The 16,260-nt window shown below is 58.2% G+C and carries 18 protein-coding genes and 4 tRNA genes; 15 read left to right on the top strand and 7 right to left on the bottom strand.

Going from position 1 to position 16,260, the window contains the following annotated elements; all coding sequences use genetic code 11:
• Positions 1 to 360: 360 nt before the first annotated feature.
• Positions 361 to 1,467: an SDR family NAD(P)-dependent oxidoreductase gene (locus OHL21_RS07950; protein WP_263416717.1), complete on the bottom strand. Its 1,107-nt coding sequence runs from the start codon at positions 1,465 to 1,467 to the stop codon at positions 361 to 363.
• 93 nt (positions 1,468 to 1,560) lie between these two features.
• On the opposite strand from OHL21_RS07950, the gene OHL21_RS07945 reads away from it, so the two are divergent.
• On the top strand, positions 1,561 to 1,944 hold the full coding sequence (locus OHL21_RS07945) for a MerR family transcriptional regulator (protein WP_263416716.1): 384 nt from the start codon (positions 1,561 to 1,563) through the stop codon (positions 1,942 to 1,944).
• Positions 1,944 to 3,134 carry a glycosyltransferase gene (locus OHL21_RS07940; protein WP_263416715.1) on the top strand — a complete coding sequence of 397 codons (1,191 nt, stop codon included), beginning with the start codon at positions 1,944 to 1,946 and terminating at the stop codon, positions 3,132 to 3,134. Before OHL21_RS07945 ends, OHL21_RS07940 begins: the two co-directional genes overlap by 1 nt.
• Positions 3,135 to 3,173: 39 nt before the next feature.
• On the opposite strand, the gene OHL21_RS07935 is transcribed toward OHL21_RS07940, so the two are convergent.
• Positions 3,174 to 4,103 carry a hypothetical protein gene (locus OHL21_RS07935; protein ID WP_263416714.1) on the bottom strand — a complete coding sequence of 310 codons (930 nt, stop codon included), beginning with the start codon at positions 4,101 to 4,103 and terminating at the stop codon, positions 3,174 to 3,176.
• Here OHL21_RS07935 and OHL21_RS07930 point away from each other — a divergent pair.
• Complete coding sequence (locus OHL21_RS07930; protein ID WP_263416713.1) at positions 4,102 to 5,022, top strand: metallophosphoesterase family protein; 921 nt, start codon at positions 4,102 to 4,104, stop codon at positions 5,020 to 5,022. The two genes, OHL21_RS07935 and OHL21_RS07930, sit on opposite strands and share 2 nt — an antisense overlap.
• Positions 5,023 to 5,128: 106 nt before the next feature.
• Here OHL21_RS07930 and OHL21_RS07925 read toward each other — a convergent pair whose 3' ends face one another.
• Positions 5,129 to 5,959 (bottom strand): DNA-methyltransferase, encoded by an 831-nt coding sequence (locus OHL21_RS07925; protein WP_263416712.1) that lies wholly within the window; start codon positions 5,957 to 5,959, stop codon positions 5,129 to 5,131.
• Between the two features lie 74 nt (positions 5,960 to 6,033).
• Here OHL21_RS07925 and OHL21_RS07920 point away from each other — a divergent pair, with 74 nt between their 5' ends.
• The 5 genes from OHL21_RS07920 (at position 6,034) to OHL21_RS07900 (ending at position 9,825) form a co-directional block, all read left to right on the top strand.
• Entirely contained in the window at positions 6,034 to 6,810 is a 777-nt protein-coding gene (locus tag OHL21_RS07920; RefSeq protein ID WP_263416711.1) for a PP2C family protein-serine/threonine phosphatase, read from the top strand.
• A 26-nt stretch (positions 6,811 to 6,836) separates the two neighbouring features.
• On the top strand, positions 6,837 to 7,295 hold the full coding sequence (locus tag OHL21_RS07915) for a MaoC family dehydratase (protein WP_263416710.1): 459 nt from the start codon (positions 6,837 to 6,839) through the stop codon (positions 7,293 to 7,295).
• A gap of 61 nt (positions 7,296 to 7,356) precedes the next feature.
• Complete coding sequence (locus tag OHL21_RS07910; RefSeq protein WP_263416709.1) at positions 7,357 to 8,316, top strand: MBL fold metallo-hydrolase; 960 nt, start codon at positions 7,357 to 7,359, stop codon at positions 8,314 to 8,316.
• Positions 8,317 to 8,422: 106 nt separating this feature from the next.
• Entirely contained in the window at positions 8,423 to 8,866 is a 444-nt protein-coding gene (locus OHL21_RS07905; RefSeq protein ID WP_263416708.1) for a hypothetical protein, read from the top strand.
• A 125-nt stretch (positions 8,867 to 8,991) separates the two neighbouring features.
• Positions 8,992 to 9,825 (top strand): rhomboid family intramembrane serine protease, encoded by an 834-nt coding sequence (locus OHL21_RS07900; protein WP_263416707.1) that lies wholly within the window; start codon positions 8,992 to 8,994, stop codon positions 9,823 to 9,825.
• A gap of 100 nt (positions 9,826 to 9,925) precedes the next feature.
• Here the strand turns inward: OHL21_RS07900 and OHL21_RS07895 are convergent, their stop codons facing one another.
• From OHL21_RS07895 to OHL21_RS07880, 4 genes are all read right to left on the bottom strand, one after another.
• On the bottom strand, positions 9,926 to 12,094 hold the full coding sequence (locus OHL21_RS07895) for a DUF1800 domain-containing protein (protein WP_263416706.1): 2,169 nt from the start codon (positions 12,092 to 12,094) through the stop codon (positions 9,926 to 9,928).
• A 64-nt stretch (positions 12,095 to 12,158) separates the two neighbouring features.
• Positions 12,159 to 12,881: a protein-methionine-sulfoxide reductase heme-binding subunit MsrQ gene (locus tag OHL21_RS07890; RefSeq protein WP_263416705.1), complete on the bottom strand. Its 723-nt coding sequence runs from the start codon at positions 12,879 to 12,881 to the stop codon at positions 12,159 to 12,161.
• A gap of 20 nt (positions 12,882 to 12,901) precedes the next feature.
• Positions 12,902 to 13,867 (bottom strand): hypothetical protein, encoded by a 966-nt coding sequence (locus tag OHL21_RS07885; RefSeq protein WP_263416704.1) that lies wholly within the window; start codon positions 13,865 to 13,867, stop codon positions 12,902 to 12,904.
• A gap of 126 nt (positions 13,868 to 13,993) precedes the next feature.
• Entirely contained in the window at positions 13,994 to 14,836 is an 843-nt protein-coding gene (locus OHL21_RS07880; protein WP_263416703.1) for a hypothetical protein, read from the bottom strand.
• A gap of 212 nt (positions 14,837 to 15,048) precedes the next feature.
• On the opposite strand from OHL21_RS07880, the gene OHL21_RS07875 reads away from it, so the two are divergent.
• From OHL21_RS07875 to OHL21_RS07845, 7 genes are all read left to right on the top strand, one after another.
• Positions 15,049 to 15,124, top strand: a tRNA-Thr gene (locus OHL21_RS07875).
• A gap of 118 nt (positions 15,125 to 15,242) precedes the next feature.
• Positions 15,243 to 15,329 (top strand) — tRNA-Tyr (locus OHL21_RS07870).
• A gap of 23 nt (positions 15,330 to 15,352) precedes the next feature.
• On the top strand, positions 15,353 to 15,547 hold the full coding sequence (locus tag OHL21_RS07865) for a hypothetical protein (protein ID WP_263416702.1): 195 nt from the start codon (positions 15,353 to 15,355) through the stop codon (positions 15,545 to 15,547).
• Positions 15,538 to 15,612 (top strand) — tRNA-Thr (locus OHL21_RS07860). Before OHL21_RS07865 ends, OHL21_RS07860 begins: the two co-directional genes overlap by 10 nt.
• A 16-nt stretch (positions 15,613 to 15,628) precedes the next feature.
• A tRNA-Gly gene (locus OHL21_RS07855) sits at positions 15,629 to 15,703 on the top strand.
• 28 nt (positions 15,704 to 15,731) lie between these two features.
• The gene (locus OHL21_RS07850; protein WP_263416701.1) at positions 15,732 to 16,040 is read left to right on the top strand and encodes a hypothetical protein; all 309 of its coding nucleotides are present in this window, start codon (positions 15,732 to 15,734) and stop codon (positions 16,038 to 16,040) included.
• A gap of 81 nt (positions 16,041 to 16,121) precedes the next feature.
• A partial coding sequence (locus tag OHL21_RS07845) for a GTP-binding protein (protein ID WP_263416718.1) occupies positions 16,122 to 16,260 on the top strand: 139 nt, incomplete at its 3' end.

Below are 16,260 nucleotides of genomic sequence, written 5' to 3'. Positions count from 1 at the left end.
ACCTACAGGGAAATGCTCTAATCGCATTTTCCCTGTTGCTGGGTATCCCGGAAGAGGAGTGTAGCGGCGTTTTCATTGCGGAAAACGCCCATAGATGCCGAAGCCCTACGCTACACCTACAGGGAAATGCTCTAATCGCATTTTCCCTGTTGCTGGGTATCCCGGAAGAGGAGTGTAGCGGCGTTTTCATTGCGGAAAACGCCCATAGATGCCGAAGCCCTACGCTACACCTACAGGGAAATGCTCTAATCGCATTTTCCCTGTTGCTGGGTATCCCGGAAGAGGAGTGTAGCGGCGTTTTCATTGCGGAAAACGCCCATAGATGCCGAAGCCCTACGCTACACCTACAGGGAAAATGCTCTAATCCCCGGCGCTCTGGTTGTTGTCGCGCTGGAGATGCTTATTCCAGACGGCAACCGGCTTGAACTCCGGCTGCGGCAGCTCACTGCCTTTGACTGGCGGCGCATGCGTACCTGTCGGCGCCTTGGGCAAAAACCAGGCGTTCAGAATTCCCGCCACTGCCTGCGTTGTCTCCGGCGCCAAGCCATGGATGCGTGCGGCCAGCCAGGCCTGGGGCGTGATGATCAGCTCCGCCTTCCGCGCAGCCACGGCATTGAATATCCGGTTGGCAGCGCGTTTCGTGCCGGCCGTGAGTCCCGGCAACATTGCCGCGGTGGCAAACCACTGGTATTCCTTCTCCGGCTGTCCGCGGAACTCCGCCTTCACGTGTGATCCGGTCCGCATCAACCCCGGGCAGACAGTGGTCACATGAATGCCCTTCGACTTCAGCTCCATATGCAGCCCCTCGGAGAAACCGGTGAGCGCGAACTTTGACGCCGTATACGGCAGCAGGTGCGGCACTGCGACCTTGCCTCCGATAGACGCGATGTTCACAATCGTGCCTGAGCGGCGAACCAGCATCTGCGGCAGCACCGCGTGCACGGTATTCAGAGCGGAGAAGAAGTTCACCCGCATTGCCTCGTCGAAAGCGGCAAGGGGCTGCTCCTCCACCGGACCGACCTGGATGATGCCGGCGTTGTTGATCAGCACGTCCACCCGTCCAAAGTGGGTGGTCGCGCGCTGAATCAACTCCGCCGCTGCGGCCTGATCGCTCAGATCGCAGGGTACCAGCAAGACGTCCTCCTCATAACGGACGGCAGCGCGGTCCAGCAGCAGTTGCCGGGCACGCAATAGCTCCTCAGGATCGCGTGCAGCCAACACCAGAGATGCCCCGCCCCGGGCAAAACGCTGCGCCAGGGCAAGTCCAAGGCCGCGCGAACCACCGGTAATCACGACCACCTTGTTTTGCACAGCTTTACGGCGTTTGCTCGCCACATAAACCGCACCGGCCGTAACCGCCATGCCTGCTGCGCCTAGCAACACCTGGGCGGTTGGGTTGGCCGCCGTCGCGGCTCGATAGAGCTTGCGTAGAGCCATCCGCTTGCCGATCTTGAAGAGAAATCCCATAGCTATCCGTTCAGATGGCCGTCCACTCTAGCCGGTTGCTGCAAAGATATGCTTTCGAACCATAAACGACGTCGAATACTATGGGAGTAGTTTATGGCGACCAAGCGTAAGTCGAAGGGAGCATACATGATCTCGGCCGTGGCCGAGATGTATGACATTCACCCGCAGACGCTTCGCCTGTATGAGCGCGAAGGTCTTCTGCGTCCCTCCCGTTCCGAAGGCAACACTCGTCTCTACACCGATGAGGATCTGGAGCGCCTGGAGTTCATCCTCAACCTTGCCCGTGACCTTGGTGTAAATATCGCAGGTATCGCGATCGTGTTGCAGATGCGCGAACGCATGGAAGAGATGAACCGGCAGATGCAGAACTTTGTCGAGTATGTCCGCAGCGAGATGATCACCCGCATCCATCAGGCCCAACAGCCGCAGGGCCCGGGTCTCGTGCCATTCAAGCGACCAGTGGGGCCGAAGAAATAGTGAGTTCGACACTCTGGGGGTGGGCTCTCCGGAGCCTGCTGTCTCTTTCGATTCTGGGCACAGTCACGTCTGCCATCTATACCGGCATGGTGATTGTGGCTGCGCTGAAATACCGTCGGCGCAAAAAGACCGCTGAGCGTATGCCTGCCGACTTTGTTCCTCCGGTCAGCATCTGCAAGCCTCTCCATGGCGATGAGCCCGGTCTCGAGCGCAATCTGGTCTCCTTCTTCGAGCAGCAGTATCCGGGCGAATGGGAGATGATCTTTGTTGCCCGCCACTCCAACGATACCGGCCTGCAACTGGCGCAACGGGTAGGGCAACGATACCCGCAAGTCAAAGCGCGCTATCTCACCTGCGGCGAGCCGAAGTATCCCAACGCGAAGATGTACTCGCTCGGCGTGCTTGCCGAAGCTGCCACGCACGAGACGCTGGTGACCAGCGATGCCGACGCACGCGTTGTCCCGGATTACCTGCTGCGCTGCGTGCAGGATCTGAAAGACGGCACCGCTCTCTCCTCCTGTCTTTATCGAGGTACGGTAGACGAGCCCGGCATTGCCACCGCTCTCGATGCCATGGGCAAGACCGTCGAGATGTGCGCCGGCGTTCTGGTAGCCACCATGGTTGAGGGCGGTACGAAGTTCTCGCTTGGCGTCACGATGATTCTGCGCCGCGATGCCTTCGCTCAAGCCGGCGGATATGAGGATCTCGGCCAGTACCATGCCGAAGATTTCATCCTCGGCAGCCGCCTGGCCGAACAGGGCAAGCAGGTGATCATGTCACCGCACATCATCGACCTTATCGTGCCGAAGACCACGTTGGTGCTCAGCTTCCGCAACCAGCTTCGCTGGATGCAGAGCACGCGCCGCTCCCGCCCTGCGGGACACCTCGGTACAGGCCTCACATTCGCGCTTCCCTTTGGCGTACTTGGATTGGTGTGGGGGCTGCTTGCAGGTCATCCATTGCTCGGCCTCGGCTTCCTCGCTGCGGCCTGCGTCAACCGTATGGTGAAGGCGTTGACCATGCTGCGGGTACTCGACGATCGGAATTGGGCACGCTATACGCTGCTGTATCCGTTGCGTGATCTGATGGGTTCCATCATCTGGGTCTGTTCTTATCTGCCGGGAGAGATGTACTACCACGGTGGGCTGTATGAGCTGACGCGTGACGGCAAGTTGCGACGGCGTAAGTAGCCAAGCCGAGTTTTTATCCCCAACGTTTGGTGCATGAAACTAGATGTTTAAGCACGCGAGTGCTACAAGGCCAACCATCGCGAGAATAGACGACACGAGAGTGACATTCTCGATGGTTCTTATTTCCGTCCAGATGTTCTTAGCTTTTTTCCTGTGTTCATCAATCTTACTCTTCAATGCATGGTTTGAATCAGCAGCCTTCTCGCCCCAATCCGGGCTAATGGGCTCTCCTGTCTGCATGCTGAACGTCTCAAATTTGGAAAAATATTCTCCCTTGAGCTCTTGAATTTTCAGGTGGGCTCTGAGTTCTGATTCATTGATGACCCGGAGAAGGTAGTAAGGATAACGCCAGTTTCTATAGACCGCTCCTGCTAATGCCACAGCTAGAAGCACAAATGACACTCGAAGGCACAAAGCTCCCCTAATTATCTTTTGAGTCGCACCATGTATCCCAATGGCAGACACAAGCCCTGCTATCGTAGCTCCAGCACCAAGGGCAATCTTTTCAAAAAACTGAACTCGATCTTTCGCGTTTTCAGACTGGACCTTTGAATACTGGCTCTGAATATCATTCTTCTGCGTCTCCGCGTTTTCAAGGAGTCGTTTCAGTCTCTGCTCTTCTATGAAGTCCTCTCGACCAGGTCTGACGTACATATTCACCAGCTGATATCCCTTCTTGCCCTCGATTGGCAGTATGGCGTGCGAATGGGTTTCCAGTGTCAACTTCACAGCTTCAACTTCACCAAACCGATACGAAGCGACCAAGGTAGAATTTTCTTCTCTGTCACCCATTGAGGGATTAGGGAGTGCCTGATTGACACCAATCCTTTGGTGGTATGACATGCCCCCAATCATCCTCCGACAAAGTTGTTTTCTCAAGAACCCTTTACGGTGAACTCTCAAACCACCCCATTTCCCGACGGGGCTGTTCATTGTTTCTTTACACAGGTCGGCTACCGTTTTTGCCATGCACCGCAGAGATTTTCTTACCCTCGCAGGCACTGCCGGAGCTGCCCTAGCGCTCGGCGTCGACGCGCCGTCGGCTCATGCTCAGCAACAGGACTTCACCTTCCTCTTCCTGACCGATACCCACATCCAGCCGGAACTCGATGCTGCCAAGGGCTGCGATATGGCGTTCAAGAAGATGCGGACGATCAAGGCGGACTTTGCCATCCAGGGCGGCGACCACGTCTTCGACTCTCTGGAGGTTCCAACCTCGCGTGCGCTCAGCCTGTTCGATCTCTACAACAAGACCGAGCAGGATCTTAGCCTGAAGGTGCACCATGCCATCGGCAATCATGATGTGCTGGGGATCTATCCCAAGAGCGGGGTTGCCCCAACCGATCCGCTCTACGGCAAGAAGACCTTTGAAGACCGCATGGGAGCGCGCTATCGCTCCTTCGATCACAAGGGCGTGCACTTCGTCATCCTGGACTCGATCTTCATCACAAGCGATCGCGCATATGAAGGCCGCATTGAGGCCGATCAGCTAAGCTGGCTGGACGCCGATCTGAAGAAAGTCCCTTCCAGCACGCCGATCGTCGTAACCAGTCACATTCCCGTCGTTTCTGCTTATGAGCAGTACCTTCCGCCTCCGGCAAAGCCTTCCGCGCATCACGGACTGACGGTTGCGAACTCGGCAGAGGTAATCAAAACGTTCGAAGGGCACAACGTCCTGGCTGTGCTGCAGGGCCATACCCACGTCAACGAGATTGTCACCTGGAAAGGTGTGCAGTACATCACCTCCGGCGCTGTGAGCGGCAACTGGTGGAAGGGTACGCACATGGGCTCGCCCGAAGGTTACACCGTGGTCACTGTCAGCAATGGCAAACTCTCGACACGGTATGAGACCTATGGCTTCCGGGCATCCGTGCGGGAAGACAGCTGAACGGCAGTTGCTCGTTGCTAGTTCCTGGTTGCTAGTTAGAAAGCCATGAATTGAATGATGGGATAAATGAATGATTGGATGAGGGGCGCGGCTTTGCCGGCCCTTTCTACTTCTTCTTTCGGGTCCATTTCGCCAGGCGTTTGCGCATGATGGCGACGGCCTCTTTGCTGGAGTCCATCAGGAGGAAGTCGCGGCCATTGCGGACGGCGGCTTCTCCTGTCGTTCCTGAGCCGGCGAAGAAATCCAGTACCAGATCGCCCGGATTAGAATGCACCTTCACGATGCGCTCCAGCACACCGAGTGGCTTCTGCGTCGGGTAGCCGGTCTTCTCCTTCCCTGTGGGCGAGACGATGGTGTGCCACCAGACATCGGTTGGTGTCTTCCCCTTTGCTGCCTTATGCTCCCCAACCAGCTTGGGAGCCATGTAGGGGATACGGTCACACTCCTCGAGATGAAAGGTAAAGTTCGCGGGATCCTTCGTGTACCAGAGGATGTTGTCGTGCTTGGCCGGCCAGCGTGACTTCGAACGGGCGCCATAGTCGTATGCCCAGATGATCTCGTTCTGGAAGCATTCCCGGCCGAAGATACCGTCGAGCATCACCTTGGCGTAATGGACCTCACGCGGATCCAGGTGGAGGAAAAATGATCCTGCCGGCGAAAGCACACGGTAGGCCTCTGCCAGGCGAGGCTGCAGAAAGCCAAGAAAGTCGTCGAAGATATCGTGGTAGCCCGCCGGACCATCCAGTTTTTCCGTGCGATACCGTTTTCCTGCAAATCCGCTGCGATCGCCATGGACCTCATCGCGAATAGTGCGGATGCGCTGCCGCTTCTGGATACGGCCTGTATTGAACGGCGGATCGATGTAGATCAGCGGAACTGAGCCCGTAGCTAGCTTCTTGAGTCTGGAGAGATTGTCACCGAGCAGAATTCGTCCCACAGTGACTTTGAGGCTAACCGATGCACCGAAAAATGCAATCGCCCATCCACGGAAGCGTGTATCGTCGTGGATGGATGGAAGCCCGTCGGGATCTGAAGCTTGAGCACGCCATGCTGTCGGACGTCGGCCGTGTCCGAAAAGGCAACGAGGACGCCTGCGGCGCCGATGCAAAGGCCGGGCTCTTCGTGGTCTGTGACGGCATGGGCGGAGCCGCTGCCGGCGAGATCGCCAGTCATCTCGCCGTGGAGACCTTCCTGAAGGAGTTCGCGACACGGCGGGCGGCAAAGCGCCGTACCTCTCCGGCTCAGCTTCTCGACGATGCCGTCGCCGCCGCCAACAAAGCCGTCATCACCAAAGCCAAGACTTCGCCGGATCTCCGTGGTATGGGCACCACCCTGGTCTCGCTGCTTGTGCAGCGGGGTGAGGAAGGCCATGAGGCGCCGTTTGAAGTCTGGACGGCGCATGCGGGTGACTCGCGATGTTACCGTCTGCGCAAGGGCGAGCTGCATCGTATGACCCAGGATCATTCCCTGGTCGAAGAACAGCTCCGCGCCGGTCTCATCACGCCGGAAGAGGCCGAGTTCTCTCCCATCCGCAATGTCATCACACGCGCGGTCGGCTCGCAGGGTGACATCGATGCTGAGGTCCACTGCGAGGACGCGCTGCCTGGCGACCTGTATCTGCTGTGCTCTGATGGCCTGACCCGGGATCTGTCCGATAGCGATCTGGCGCGCCATCTGCGCTCCGCCGGTGAAGATTTGGAGCTGGTTTGCCGCTCGATGATCGGCGAGGCCAATGTGATGGGCGGCGCCGATAACATCACCTGCCTGCTTGTCCGCATCCCGCTTTGATAGACTTCGCTCAACAAGAGGAGCGTATGGCGAACGAGCTTTACTTTGAAGATTTCCACCTGGGGCAGAAGTTTCAATCGCACGGCAGCGTAAAGGTAACTGCGGCGGATATCAAAGAGTTCGGCGAGAAATACGACCCTCAGCCCTTTCACCTGGACGAAACGGCCGGTGAGAACTCCTTCTTCGGGGGCCTGGCCGCCTCGGGTTGGCTAACTGCTGCCATCGTCATGCGCATGCGTGTGGAAACCATCCGGGTTGCCGGCGGCATGATCGGCGCCGGTGTGGAAGAGATCCGCTGGACCAAGCCGGTACGTCCCGGCGACTCCCTGCACACGGATACCGAGGTCGTGGGTGTGCGGCAGTCCAATAAACGGCCGAACTTCGGCGTGGTGACCATCCAGACCCTCACTCTGAACCAGCGCGACGAGATCGTCATGCGCAGCCGGGTCAACTTCCTGGCGCCGCTTCGGTCAGCAAAAAAGTAGCCCGGTATCAAACCCAATAACTCCCTCCGTTTGCACAGCGGAGGGGCGTATCGTTAACGTCATGCGAATGACGGTGCTGGCTTCGGGATCCAAGGGCAACAGCACCGTGGTCTCCTCCCGCTCGACCCGCATCCTGGTCGATGCCGGCCTAAGCTGCCGCGAGCTGATGAAACGCATGCGGGCAGCCGGCGAAGATCCGCAGGCCTTGAACGCAATCCTGATCACTCATGAACACCAGGACCATGTGAACGGCCTCCCGGTGATGGCGCGTAAGCTTGGCATTCCCGTTTACTTCACCGAACAGACCCACCGTGCCTGGGTAAGGCAGATGTCGCCGCAGCGCCGGATGACCTATGCCCAGTGGCTGGCCCAGCGCGAGCAGGAGATGGAAGTCGTCTATGGGAAAGGTCCGGATAATGCCGCTTGCACCGGAGAATCGACAACCGCAGAAATACAGGCGGAAGCCGAGGAAGATGAAGTCGAAAACGACGCAGACGCCCCAAAAGCCGACCCGGCGCGACTGCCGTCGGTAGGATATTTCTCCGCCGGACAACACTTCGCGATCGGTGATATCGACGTCACGCCATTCACGATCCCCCACGATGCCGCCGACCCCTGCGGCTTTGTCTTTGAGGCTGATGGCTGCCGGATCGCCATTGCCACCGACCTGGGCTACATGCCCCCCAACGTCAAGCAGGCCGTCCGGAGATGTGACGTCCTGATGCTTGAATCGAACCACGACCCTGAAATGTTGCGGGACGGCCCCTACCCCTGGAGCGTGAAACAGAGGGTGATGTCACGGGTAGGGCACCTCTCCAACCATGCCGCTGCCGAGTTTCTGGGCAAGGATTATGACGGCGGAGCACAGTTCGTCATTCTGGCGCATCTCTCTGAAAGCAATAATCTTCCGGAGCTGGCGCAACTGGCCGCCGAGGAGGCCTTGAACGGAAAAATGAGTCTTTTGGGCAACAAAGTCCTGCTTGCACGTCAGGATATGCCAATGGAACCGATCTGCCTGTAAGCCGCTGAAACAGAGAATCTTTTTAGGGCGGAAGAAAGTCAAATCTTTGTAAAATGGAATTCACATTCCCCATGAACACTATGGTTTTGTGCCGGGAAGGAGCTGCATGCGCACATCGGAATGCACAGATCAGGTAGTCGGCGATATTCTCTCCGGATGGCGGTACGACATCTCGGGTTTAACCCCCGAGATGCGGGTCGATTATGAACGCCATCTGGCAACTTGCGACCATTGCCGAAGCCGCCAGCATCTGCATCGTACGATCGACGTCTCTCTAATCGTTGTCAGCACACTTTCAGTACTTGCCTTCATCATTGCGGTCGCCATCCTGCACCGTTATGCCGGTCTCTCCCAGGTTGCCCTGGCGCACTTGCACCTGCGGCGCGTGGAATGGGCTTTGACCATGAAAGACGCAGCCGTAGCCGGCTTGCTGTTCTCCACCATTGCCTGGGTGCTGGTCGCCGTTGCGACACCCGCTCCCAAGGTATTGAACGGGATGCTGCAGGAGCGTATCTCGGACGACGGGCGGGAACGCTATAAGCGCGCCTGACGCCGTTCTCAAAATCTTCAAAGCCCCGGCGATGTCCGGGGCTTTGTCATTTTCCGTGACACCACAGCGGGCAGTCCTGCATCCAACCGGCGAAGTGCTACCCTGAAGGAAGCAAGACCCGTTTGATGGACCCCGCTGAACAATCCCCCCATTCTGCACCGCAACCTGATGTTCTGCCGCCCGAACCAGGGCCGCAGCCGCAGGAGAACCGCTCCGGCTGGCGTTTTCTCGCCGCGCCGGCGACCTATACCCTGCTGGGCGTCAACTGCACTGTCTTTTTATGGATGGTGCTGCACGGGGTTTCGCTGACATTACCCTCTCCGCAGGATCTGCAGCACTATGGCGCCAACATTACAGCGCTGGTTCTGGAGGGACAATGGTGGCGGCTGCTGACGGCGATGTTTGTCCATGTCGGCATCCTGCATCTGGCCACCAACATGTGGTGCCTGTGGAACCTGGGGCTTTTGGGAGAACCCCTTCTGGGCCGCCGCGGCATGTTCGCGGTCTACATCCTGACCGGCGCCGCCGGAAACCTGCTGAGCATGGCCTTCAACGTCATCCTTTGCGTCTGGGACCGGAACTGGTGTCCTCTTTACTTTTCAGCGGGCGCAGGAGCCTCGGGTGCCGTCTTCGGTCTGGCCGGAATCCTGATCGTGCTGCTCTCAAACCGCAGGCTCCCTATCCCCTGGCCGGAACTCAAGAAGCTGCGCGGATCGGTGATTCAGTTCGCCATCTTAAACCTGGCCATCGGCCTGGCGACTCTGTTCCGAGACACCGGCATTCACATCGACAATAGCGCCCACGTCGGTGGCTTTCTATGTGGCCTTGCAATGGGTGTTCCTCTGCTGCCGCGCATGACCGCAGGACGAGAAAAATATCTCACTCGGCAGACCGTAACCTTCCTCGCCGCCGCGCTTGGGCTGGCGTTGTTCGGGTACTGGATCGCTAATCTGCGCTAAATACAAAATTTCTTGTCACAAATTGTCATCCTGATGGAGTGGAGGACCGCTTCACGCCGTTCCCGCTCGGGCTTGGTTATACCGGTATAAAAGCCATTCTCTACCTCACCTGAAACTCCGGCGAACCGAGAACGAGAGCCGTCAGCATATTCAGCGTGTCGGGCGGGCTCATGGGCTGCTGCGGTTGAACCGACTGCTGGGCCTGGCTGGATTGAGCGGCCTGGACCTGATGCTGATCGAGCTGAAATCCAGTCTGCACCTGTGGCGCCGGTTGAGCGACCTGCTGATGGATCAGGGCATTCGTCTTCTCCGAGACCTGACCTCCCACCAACGTCTTTTCCAGTACATCCAGGGCAACATCCATTCCGGTCACCGGCGAGGGCGTACGTCCACGCCCAGACGATACCGAATCGGCGATCTTCACCGCTCGGACCTCACCGTTACTCGCGGGGGTGCTGACAGGCTTCATTCCTCCGCCCACTGAGGGCTGGGACATCAGGCCAACGGCAAGCAGACGGGAGGAGTCGAACTTCTGCCCGCCGTACTTGCTCTGCGTCAACTGCATGGCGAAATTCAGCCGATCGATCAGAGCGGTGGTGTTCATCCAGCGATCGGCGGTGATGTAGTAGCCGGTCGGCTCCAGCTTGCCGTAAAAGGGCATTCCCATCTGCCGTAAGGTCTGCACCATCTGACCGGGATTGCCGGGATCGGTCGCCGTTGCGCGGAAGGCTGAGGCGAGAAACTCCTGCGGCGTCTTCACCTTGTTGCGGAAGTACTTCCGCGAGTTGAACTCGGGCGAGTGTACCAAGGTCAGAAGTACCTGCTTGATGTCTCCGTCGGTCTGCTGAAAGGTAGCGGCCATGCGGTCGACCAGAGCCGGGGGAGGATCGTCCGCGACAAAACGCTGTGCCAGTTTCCAACTGATGAAGTGCGCAGTCTGCGGCATCGAGGCAAGCTTGGTCAGGGCGATGATTCCCTGCTGCTGTCCGTTTTGCGGATCGTCAGGAATCGTCTGTCCGAACCACTGCTTCTCGCCGGGTTCATGCTTCTTCGGGTCGAAGATGAATTTGCCGCCGAGGTTCTGGTTATCGACGCTCCAACCGGTAAGAATTGCGGCAAGTTTTGTGACATCCGCCTGCGTGTATCCGCCATTCACGCCGACGGTGTGCAGTTCCATCACCTCGCGGGCATAGTTTTCGTTGAGGCCGCGTCCGTTGCGTTTTCCATCAATGCGCTTGCCGCCGTTGGCGTCGCTGTTCGGTCCGATGGAGGTGAAGTTGTCGAGGTAGATCATCATTGCCGGAGACTTGGCGGTCGCCAGCAGCAGATCGCGGAACTTGCCCAGAGCATACGGGCGGATCGCATCACGTTCATAGGCGGCCGTGTACCACTGGTCGGAGTCTTTCGGACCGTAGACGTTGAAGTGATTGAACCAGAAGTCGGTCATCACCTCCTGCACCTGGCGCTCGCTCAGCACCATGCGCAGCATCTTCGCCTCGCTCAGCTCCTGCAGGGCACGGTAGCTGGAACCTGAGGGAGCGGCCATGGCGTAGAAGTACTCCCGCTCGCGCGGCGTAAATTCGCCAATCAGAAGATTGCGCTGTTCTCCAGCAACGTACTGCGCAAAGGCTGCCCGCTCGGCTACAGGACGCGCGAGCAGGTTCGCCATGCGATCCTTGCGATCGATGGCGAAGAGTTCCCCGGCAATACGAGCCGCGGTGGCCTGGTCAGCTTTCTTCTGCTCCTCCTGCTGCTCGGGTGTAGGCATGTGGCTGGTGCCGCCGGCATCGACCTTCTTCTCGTCCAATGATTTCTGCCAGCGCCAGAGCCCAACCTCGTAGACTGCGGCGAGTTGCGGGTCGGATGGTTTAGGCATCTTGCCTTCGGCGACCTGCTGCACTACAAACTGCGCCGGGAAGGTCTGCACCACCTGATCCGGCGTCATGCGCAGGACGGGATAATCGCCCAGGCGGCGAGCCACCGCGTCATCCTTGATGCTGTTGGGATCGAGCTGCTGGGCAAACCACTTGTCGACGCCCATGGAGAGGACCTGCTCCACCTCGCCTGGCCGCGCTCCGAAGGTGAACCGATTGAGAATCTGCTGCGCTCGCTCACGCTCGGTGAGAGGCTGCAGGGGCACAGTCTTCTCGGTTTTAGAGATTTTCGCCTTCGGTGCAGAACCCACCATCTGTGCGGAACGCACCATCTGTGCCGGAAGCAGGATGGCAGGCAAAAGAACTACTGCAAAGCAAGCAAACGCTCGGCGCATGGGGGACATACCTCCGCCTGCCTGTTTAGAACCGAGCCTTATGGAGAAAGTTGCGAAGGGAGCGTCATACAGCCTGTACGGCACGGGGAGCGGCCTGTGTCTTGCGACGCTTCCACAATGTCCATGCGAGACGGCCCAGAAGCAATACCGTGAGAACCGCCGTGTCTCTCCACGGCGTAAGTACACCCTTCTTCACCAGCCACCAGTAGTGGATGACAGCAAGAGCTCCGGCAACATAGACCCAGCGGTGCAGCCGCTGCCAGGGCTTGCCACCCACCTTACGCAGCACCCACTGCGGACTGGTGAGCGCCAGCACCAGCAAGATGAACCAGCTCAGAAGGCCCACCTGGACGAACTTACGCTTCATCGCGTCTTCCCAGATGGTGGGCCATACGGCGACAAAATTCGTCCACAACACGCTCAGGTGTCCAGACTTCACCCCCTCCCAGGCCCCATTCACGTCATAGCCCGAGAAAAGGAAGAGATAGGTGCCGAGGTGCAATGTTCCGTAGAAGAAAGCAAAGAGGCCGAGCATGCGGCGGAAACGGATCAGCCATGCCAGCTTCGGCGACAGACGGCGAATGGGTGTGATCGCCAGGGAGATCAGCAGAAACCACATCGTCCAGTCGCCGGTGATGTGGGTAAGGGTATTGACCGGATCGGCTCCGAGAGCGTCCGGCTGCGCTCCGGTGGCCGCCAGCCAGAAACGCCAGGCGACCAGCACAAACGGAAGCAGGCTGAGAGGAAAGACAACCCACTTCAACAGCGCAATCGAACGGTTGTTCAAACTTCCACGCCCGCCTTTCCTTACTTCTGGTTATTGGACGCTCGCCGTAGCGCATCGAGAGAGATGGTGGAGGTAAGGACCGTGCGTTCCTTCTTTTGCTCGATTTTGGTATTCGCCAGGGCTTCCAGGATCAGCGTGTCTTCAGCTGACCGCGCTTGATTCAGCTCAAATCCCCGGAAGAGCGTCAGCAGCATGTTCACATTGCCGGCATCGCGGGCGGCAGCCGGTTCGTTGGCCGCGATCTCTTCCACGCGCAGGCGCAGCGAACCGACAAAGCGCGCTGAGGCAACAAAGGTCGCGTCCTGCGGCAGAGGAAGCTGCACGCCGCCAATGCTCATATTGCCGCTTTCGGTCAAAGGCAGGCCGATCTGACCGATGCCCCAGGCAAACGAGAGCAGTGGAATAGAACTGTAATACTCGCCCAGCAGCGAGGAGCCGGAGAAGGGCGAGGCCGAGGCACGGTAGCGATCGAGGATGGAGTGGATCTGCTCAGCCGTTGGCATATTGGACGCGGCTACCATGTCGTAGCCAAGCGTTGTGACCCGCAGCTTGCGGTTCTCCACCGGCACGGTGAAGATCTCATGGCCGGCGTAGTTCTCCGTCGAGCTGGCGATGGAACGCAAATAGTCGGTCAACCGCTTGCCGTCGAAGCGCCCCTCGAAGACCTCTGAGTAGGCTACCGGACCGTTCGGGCCGGTGGGATCTTCCATGCGATGTAACGAGAAGGCCACGGCATCGAGGTCGCGCTCGAAGAGAAAACCGGTCGCATCGATGAACTTCTGATAGTCCGGCGTGTGTGTAATGGCCTTCTGGTCCACCTTCGTGACCGACCGGATAGGCTTCAGGTTGAGGTAAAGAATACCGTCGGACTCCGGCAGCAACCGCGCCACCTCGGGCGGAGCGTTCTTGCGCAGAAGAATGGCGACCACCAGCGCGCCAAGCAGCGCCAGGGCGATCAGCAGCGAGTACCGCGTGCGTTTTCGCATGCGTTGTTAATTGTGCGGGTTTCCTGAATGCGGAGCAAGTTGAATGGTTGAATTGTTGAATGGTTGAATAGTTTTTCTCCGCCGCTACGGCCACCATTCAACGATTCAACGAATCAACCATTCAACTCATTTGCCAATGGCAAATGTATAAATCTTCCCAGCATTCGCCATGCCCCGCTGATTCACATTTCCCGGCGGCAGAACACCGTACTCGCCGGGTTCAAGGTCGGGTACCTCGTAGGCGTACATGTTCTTCCCAACCTTGCGAGCCTGGAAAGAGACGGCATCGCGCTCGGCACCCGTCTGGGAGTGAAAGACATTGCCGGTTTCGGTGCGGAACTCACGATTGTCGGCGTGCTGGCGGAAGCGTAGCAACAGGTATTCTTCCGGCTGCGTGCCGCCCGGCGTATAGATCAGGATCTGATCTCCGGCACGCAGGTTGAGCTTTGCGCTCGAGCCCTTGACGTGGCCGTTCATGTCTTTCTTGATGATGCCGTTGGTGAGGGTCGACTTCAGAGCTCCGCCCTGGCGAAAGTTCACCAGCTCGATGGGCATCGGCTGCCAGTCCTGGGTCTCGCGCAGCTTGTAGTAGACGCCGATATCGTCAACCTGCGACGAAGGGGGAGGCAGGTCGATTGGCTTTTCCGCATGGGCTGTCATGCCGGAGTTCTTTGCCAGCATGGCGGAGATTATCGTCTGGGAGACACCGGCCTCTTTCAAGGCGATGAGGTCGTCGGGGCCGGTGGCGTAACTTCCAGGCTGAGTCCGCACTGTCTGCGCGATGATGTCTTCGTCCAGCCCCGCCTTGACCATGCGCATGATGGCATCGTTGGTCAGCGTCTTCTGCTCTTTCGGGGCGCCAACGTTGGGGGATGCGGGCCCCTCCTGCTGTGTTCCGGTAACGTCTTGTGCCGGGCTCATGGAGAGCGGAAGAATCAGCAGCGTGCCAAGGGCTAGAGAACGAAACATAAAAGAACACCTCAGAAACTACTCTGTGGGACGAGAGACTGGAGGAAAAGATAACCTGCCGCAATCGATCCCGCACCAGGGGAATCGCCCCTCTCGTTCATAAGGGCCTGCTTTCATCGATTTTGCATCGTCCTCGGTTTTACGCACAGCCGTCTGTGTGCTAGATTTGATTCTGCGCTGCTATGAAAACGGCAGCGCAGATTGCTGTTTGGGCTGGCGTAGCTCAGCTGGTAGAGCATCTGATTTGTAATCAGACGGTCGGGGGTTCAAATCCCTTCGCCAGCTCCAATTAGCTCCCCTGGCAGCGCAGGTTTTGGTAGTAACGCCCCTCCCGGCTGCACTTCCTGCCATCTCAACGGTTGTTCGGGTTGTGATGCAGGGTTGCGTGCGGTAGGGGTGACAATGTGCACAGGTGGCCGAGTGGTTAATGGCAGCAGACTGTAAATCTGCCGCGCAACGCGCTACGGAGGTTCGAATCCTCCCCTGTGCACCACTAAGTTTGCGAGGGCGGAGCCGATGGATTTGAGCGCGGGCGGTTCCGGTCGAATGACCATCGCGCTGGTGGTGCTTCTTGGGTTGGCAGCAGCAGCCTGGGAGACGATGGAGCCGGGTAAGTACCGCTCCCTCACCATGATTCTGCTGGGATTTTTTGCTGTACGCATCCTGCTAGGCCGCATGAAGTATCGGCAGGATGAGAAGAAGCTGATGTAGCTCAGTGGTAGAGCACTCCCTTGGTAAGGGAGAGGTCATGGGTTCAAGCCCCATCATCAGCTCCAGGTTTCTGTAAGGCGGGCGGGAGTAACTCAGTGGTAGAGTCACAGCCTTCCAAGCTGTTGGTCGCGGGTTCGATTCCCGTCTCCCGCTCCAGATGCTTCGGTGTTGTCGAGGAGATTGGATGTACGAGCAGGCAGTGATTCCTGTGCAAGACCAGCAGACGTTTAACGCGGTCAAAGCCGCAATCGAGCTTTCATTTTCCTCCGCAAAAGTACAGGACTTTTTGAAGTCGCTGGATCGCAGCAAACTGCGTGTCCGCGACTTCGAGCAGGTCCTTACCGCCGGCAAGCTTGGCAATGCAGCTTCCAATAGCTATGCCAAGCTCAGCGACGGCGACAAGGGCATGATCCGTGAGTTCTACCTCTCCACCCTGGAGAAGGTCGCTCCCGAGCTGCGGGCGAAATATCTGAAGGTATACGCCTACTACTGAGGCGGTACGCAAACCCCAAAATTAGTTTTGAAACAAAACCGGCTGCAGTTGGCCGGGTGTGCAATCTGACAGGAGAAAAAGATGGCGAAGGAAAAATTTGACCGGTCGAAGCCGCACGTAAACGTGGGAACGATTGGGCATATCGATCACGGTAAGACGACGCTGACGGCAGCGATCACGAAGGTACTGTCGAAGCACAATCCGAAGAACGCGTTCCGTT

Origin of the sequence: Terriglobus albidus (assembly GCF_025685425.1) — a bacterium.
In the GTDB taxonomy this organism is placed as follows: Bacteria; Acidobacteriota; Terriglobia; order Terriglobales; family Acidobacteriaceae; genus Terriglobus; species Terriglobus albidus.
This window is presented reverse-complemented; position numbering and strand designations above follow the sequence as displayed.

Excerpts from the sequence above, each read along its gene's own strand:
- OHL21_RS07935 (WP_263416714.1), bottom strand. The coding sequence starts at position 4,103 with ATGGCAAAAACGGTAGCCGACCTGTGTAAAGAAACAATGAACAGCCCC.
- OHL21_RS07905 (WP_263416708.1), top strand. The coding sequence starts at position 8,423 with ATGCGCACATCGGAATGCACAGATCAGGTAGTCGGCGATATTCTCTCC.
- OHL21_RS07930 (WP_263416713.1), top strand. The coding sequence starts at position 4,102 with ATGCACCGCAGAGATTTTCTTACCCTCGCAGGCACTGCCGGAGCTGCC.
- OHL21_RS07900 (WP_263416707.1), top strand. The coding sequence starts at position 8,992 with ATGGACCCCGCTGAACAATCCCCCCATTCTGCACCGCAACCTGATGTT.
- OHL21_RS07915 (WP_263416710.1), top strand. The coding sequence starts at position 6,837 with ATGGCGAACGAGCTTTACTTTGAAGATTTCCACCTGGGGCAGAAGTTT.
- OHL21_RS07850 (WP_263416701.1), top strand. The coding sequence starts at position 15,732 with ATGTACGAGCAGGCAGTGATTCCTGTGCAAGACCAGCAGACGTTTAAC.
- OHL21_RS07880 (WP_263416703.1), bottom strand. The coding sequence starts at position 14,836 with ATGTTTCGTTCTCTAGCCCTTGGCACGCTGCTGATTCTTCCGCTCTCC.
- OHL21_RS07950 (WP_263416717.1), bottom strand. The coding sequence starts at position 1,467 with ATGGGATTTCTCTTCAAGATCGGCAAGCGGATGGCTCTACGCAAGCTC.
- OHL21_RS07885 (WP_263416704.1), bottom strand. The coding sequence starts at position 13,867 with ATGCGAAAACGCACGCGGTACTCGCTGCTGATCGCCCTGGCGCTGCTT.
- OHL21_RS07910 (WP_263416709.1), top strand. The coding sequence starts at position 7,357 with ATGCGAATGACGGTGCTGGCTTCGGGATCCAAGGGCAACAGCACCGTG.
- OHL21_RS07920 (WP_263416711.1), top strand. The coding sequence starts at position 6,034 with ATGGAAGCCCGTCGGGATCTGAAGCTTGAGCACGCCATGCTGTCGGAC.
- OHL21_RS07865 (WP_263416702.1), top strand. The coding sequence starts at position 15,353 with ATGGATTTGAGCGCGGGCGGTTCCGGTCGAATGACCATCGCGCTGGTG.
- OHL21_RS07945 (WP_263416716.1), top strand. The coding sequence starts at position 1,561 with ATGGCGACCAAGCGTAAGTCGAAGGGAGCATACATGATCTCGGCCGTG.
- OHL21_RS07895 (WP_263416706.1), bottom strand. The coding sequence starts at position 12,094 with ATGCGCCGAGCGTTTGCTTGCTTTGCAGTAGTTCTTTTGCCTGCCATC.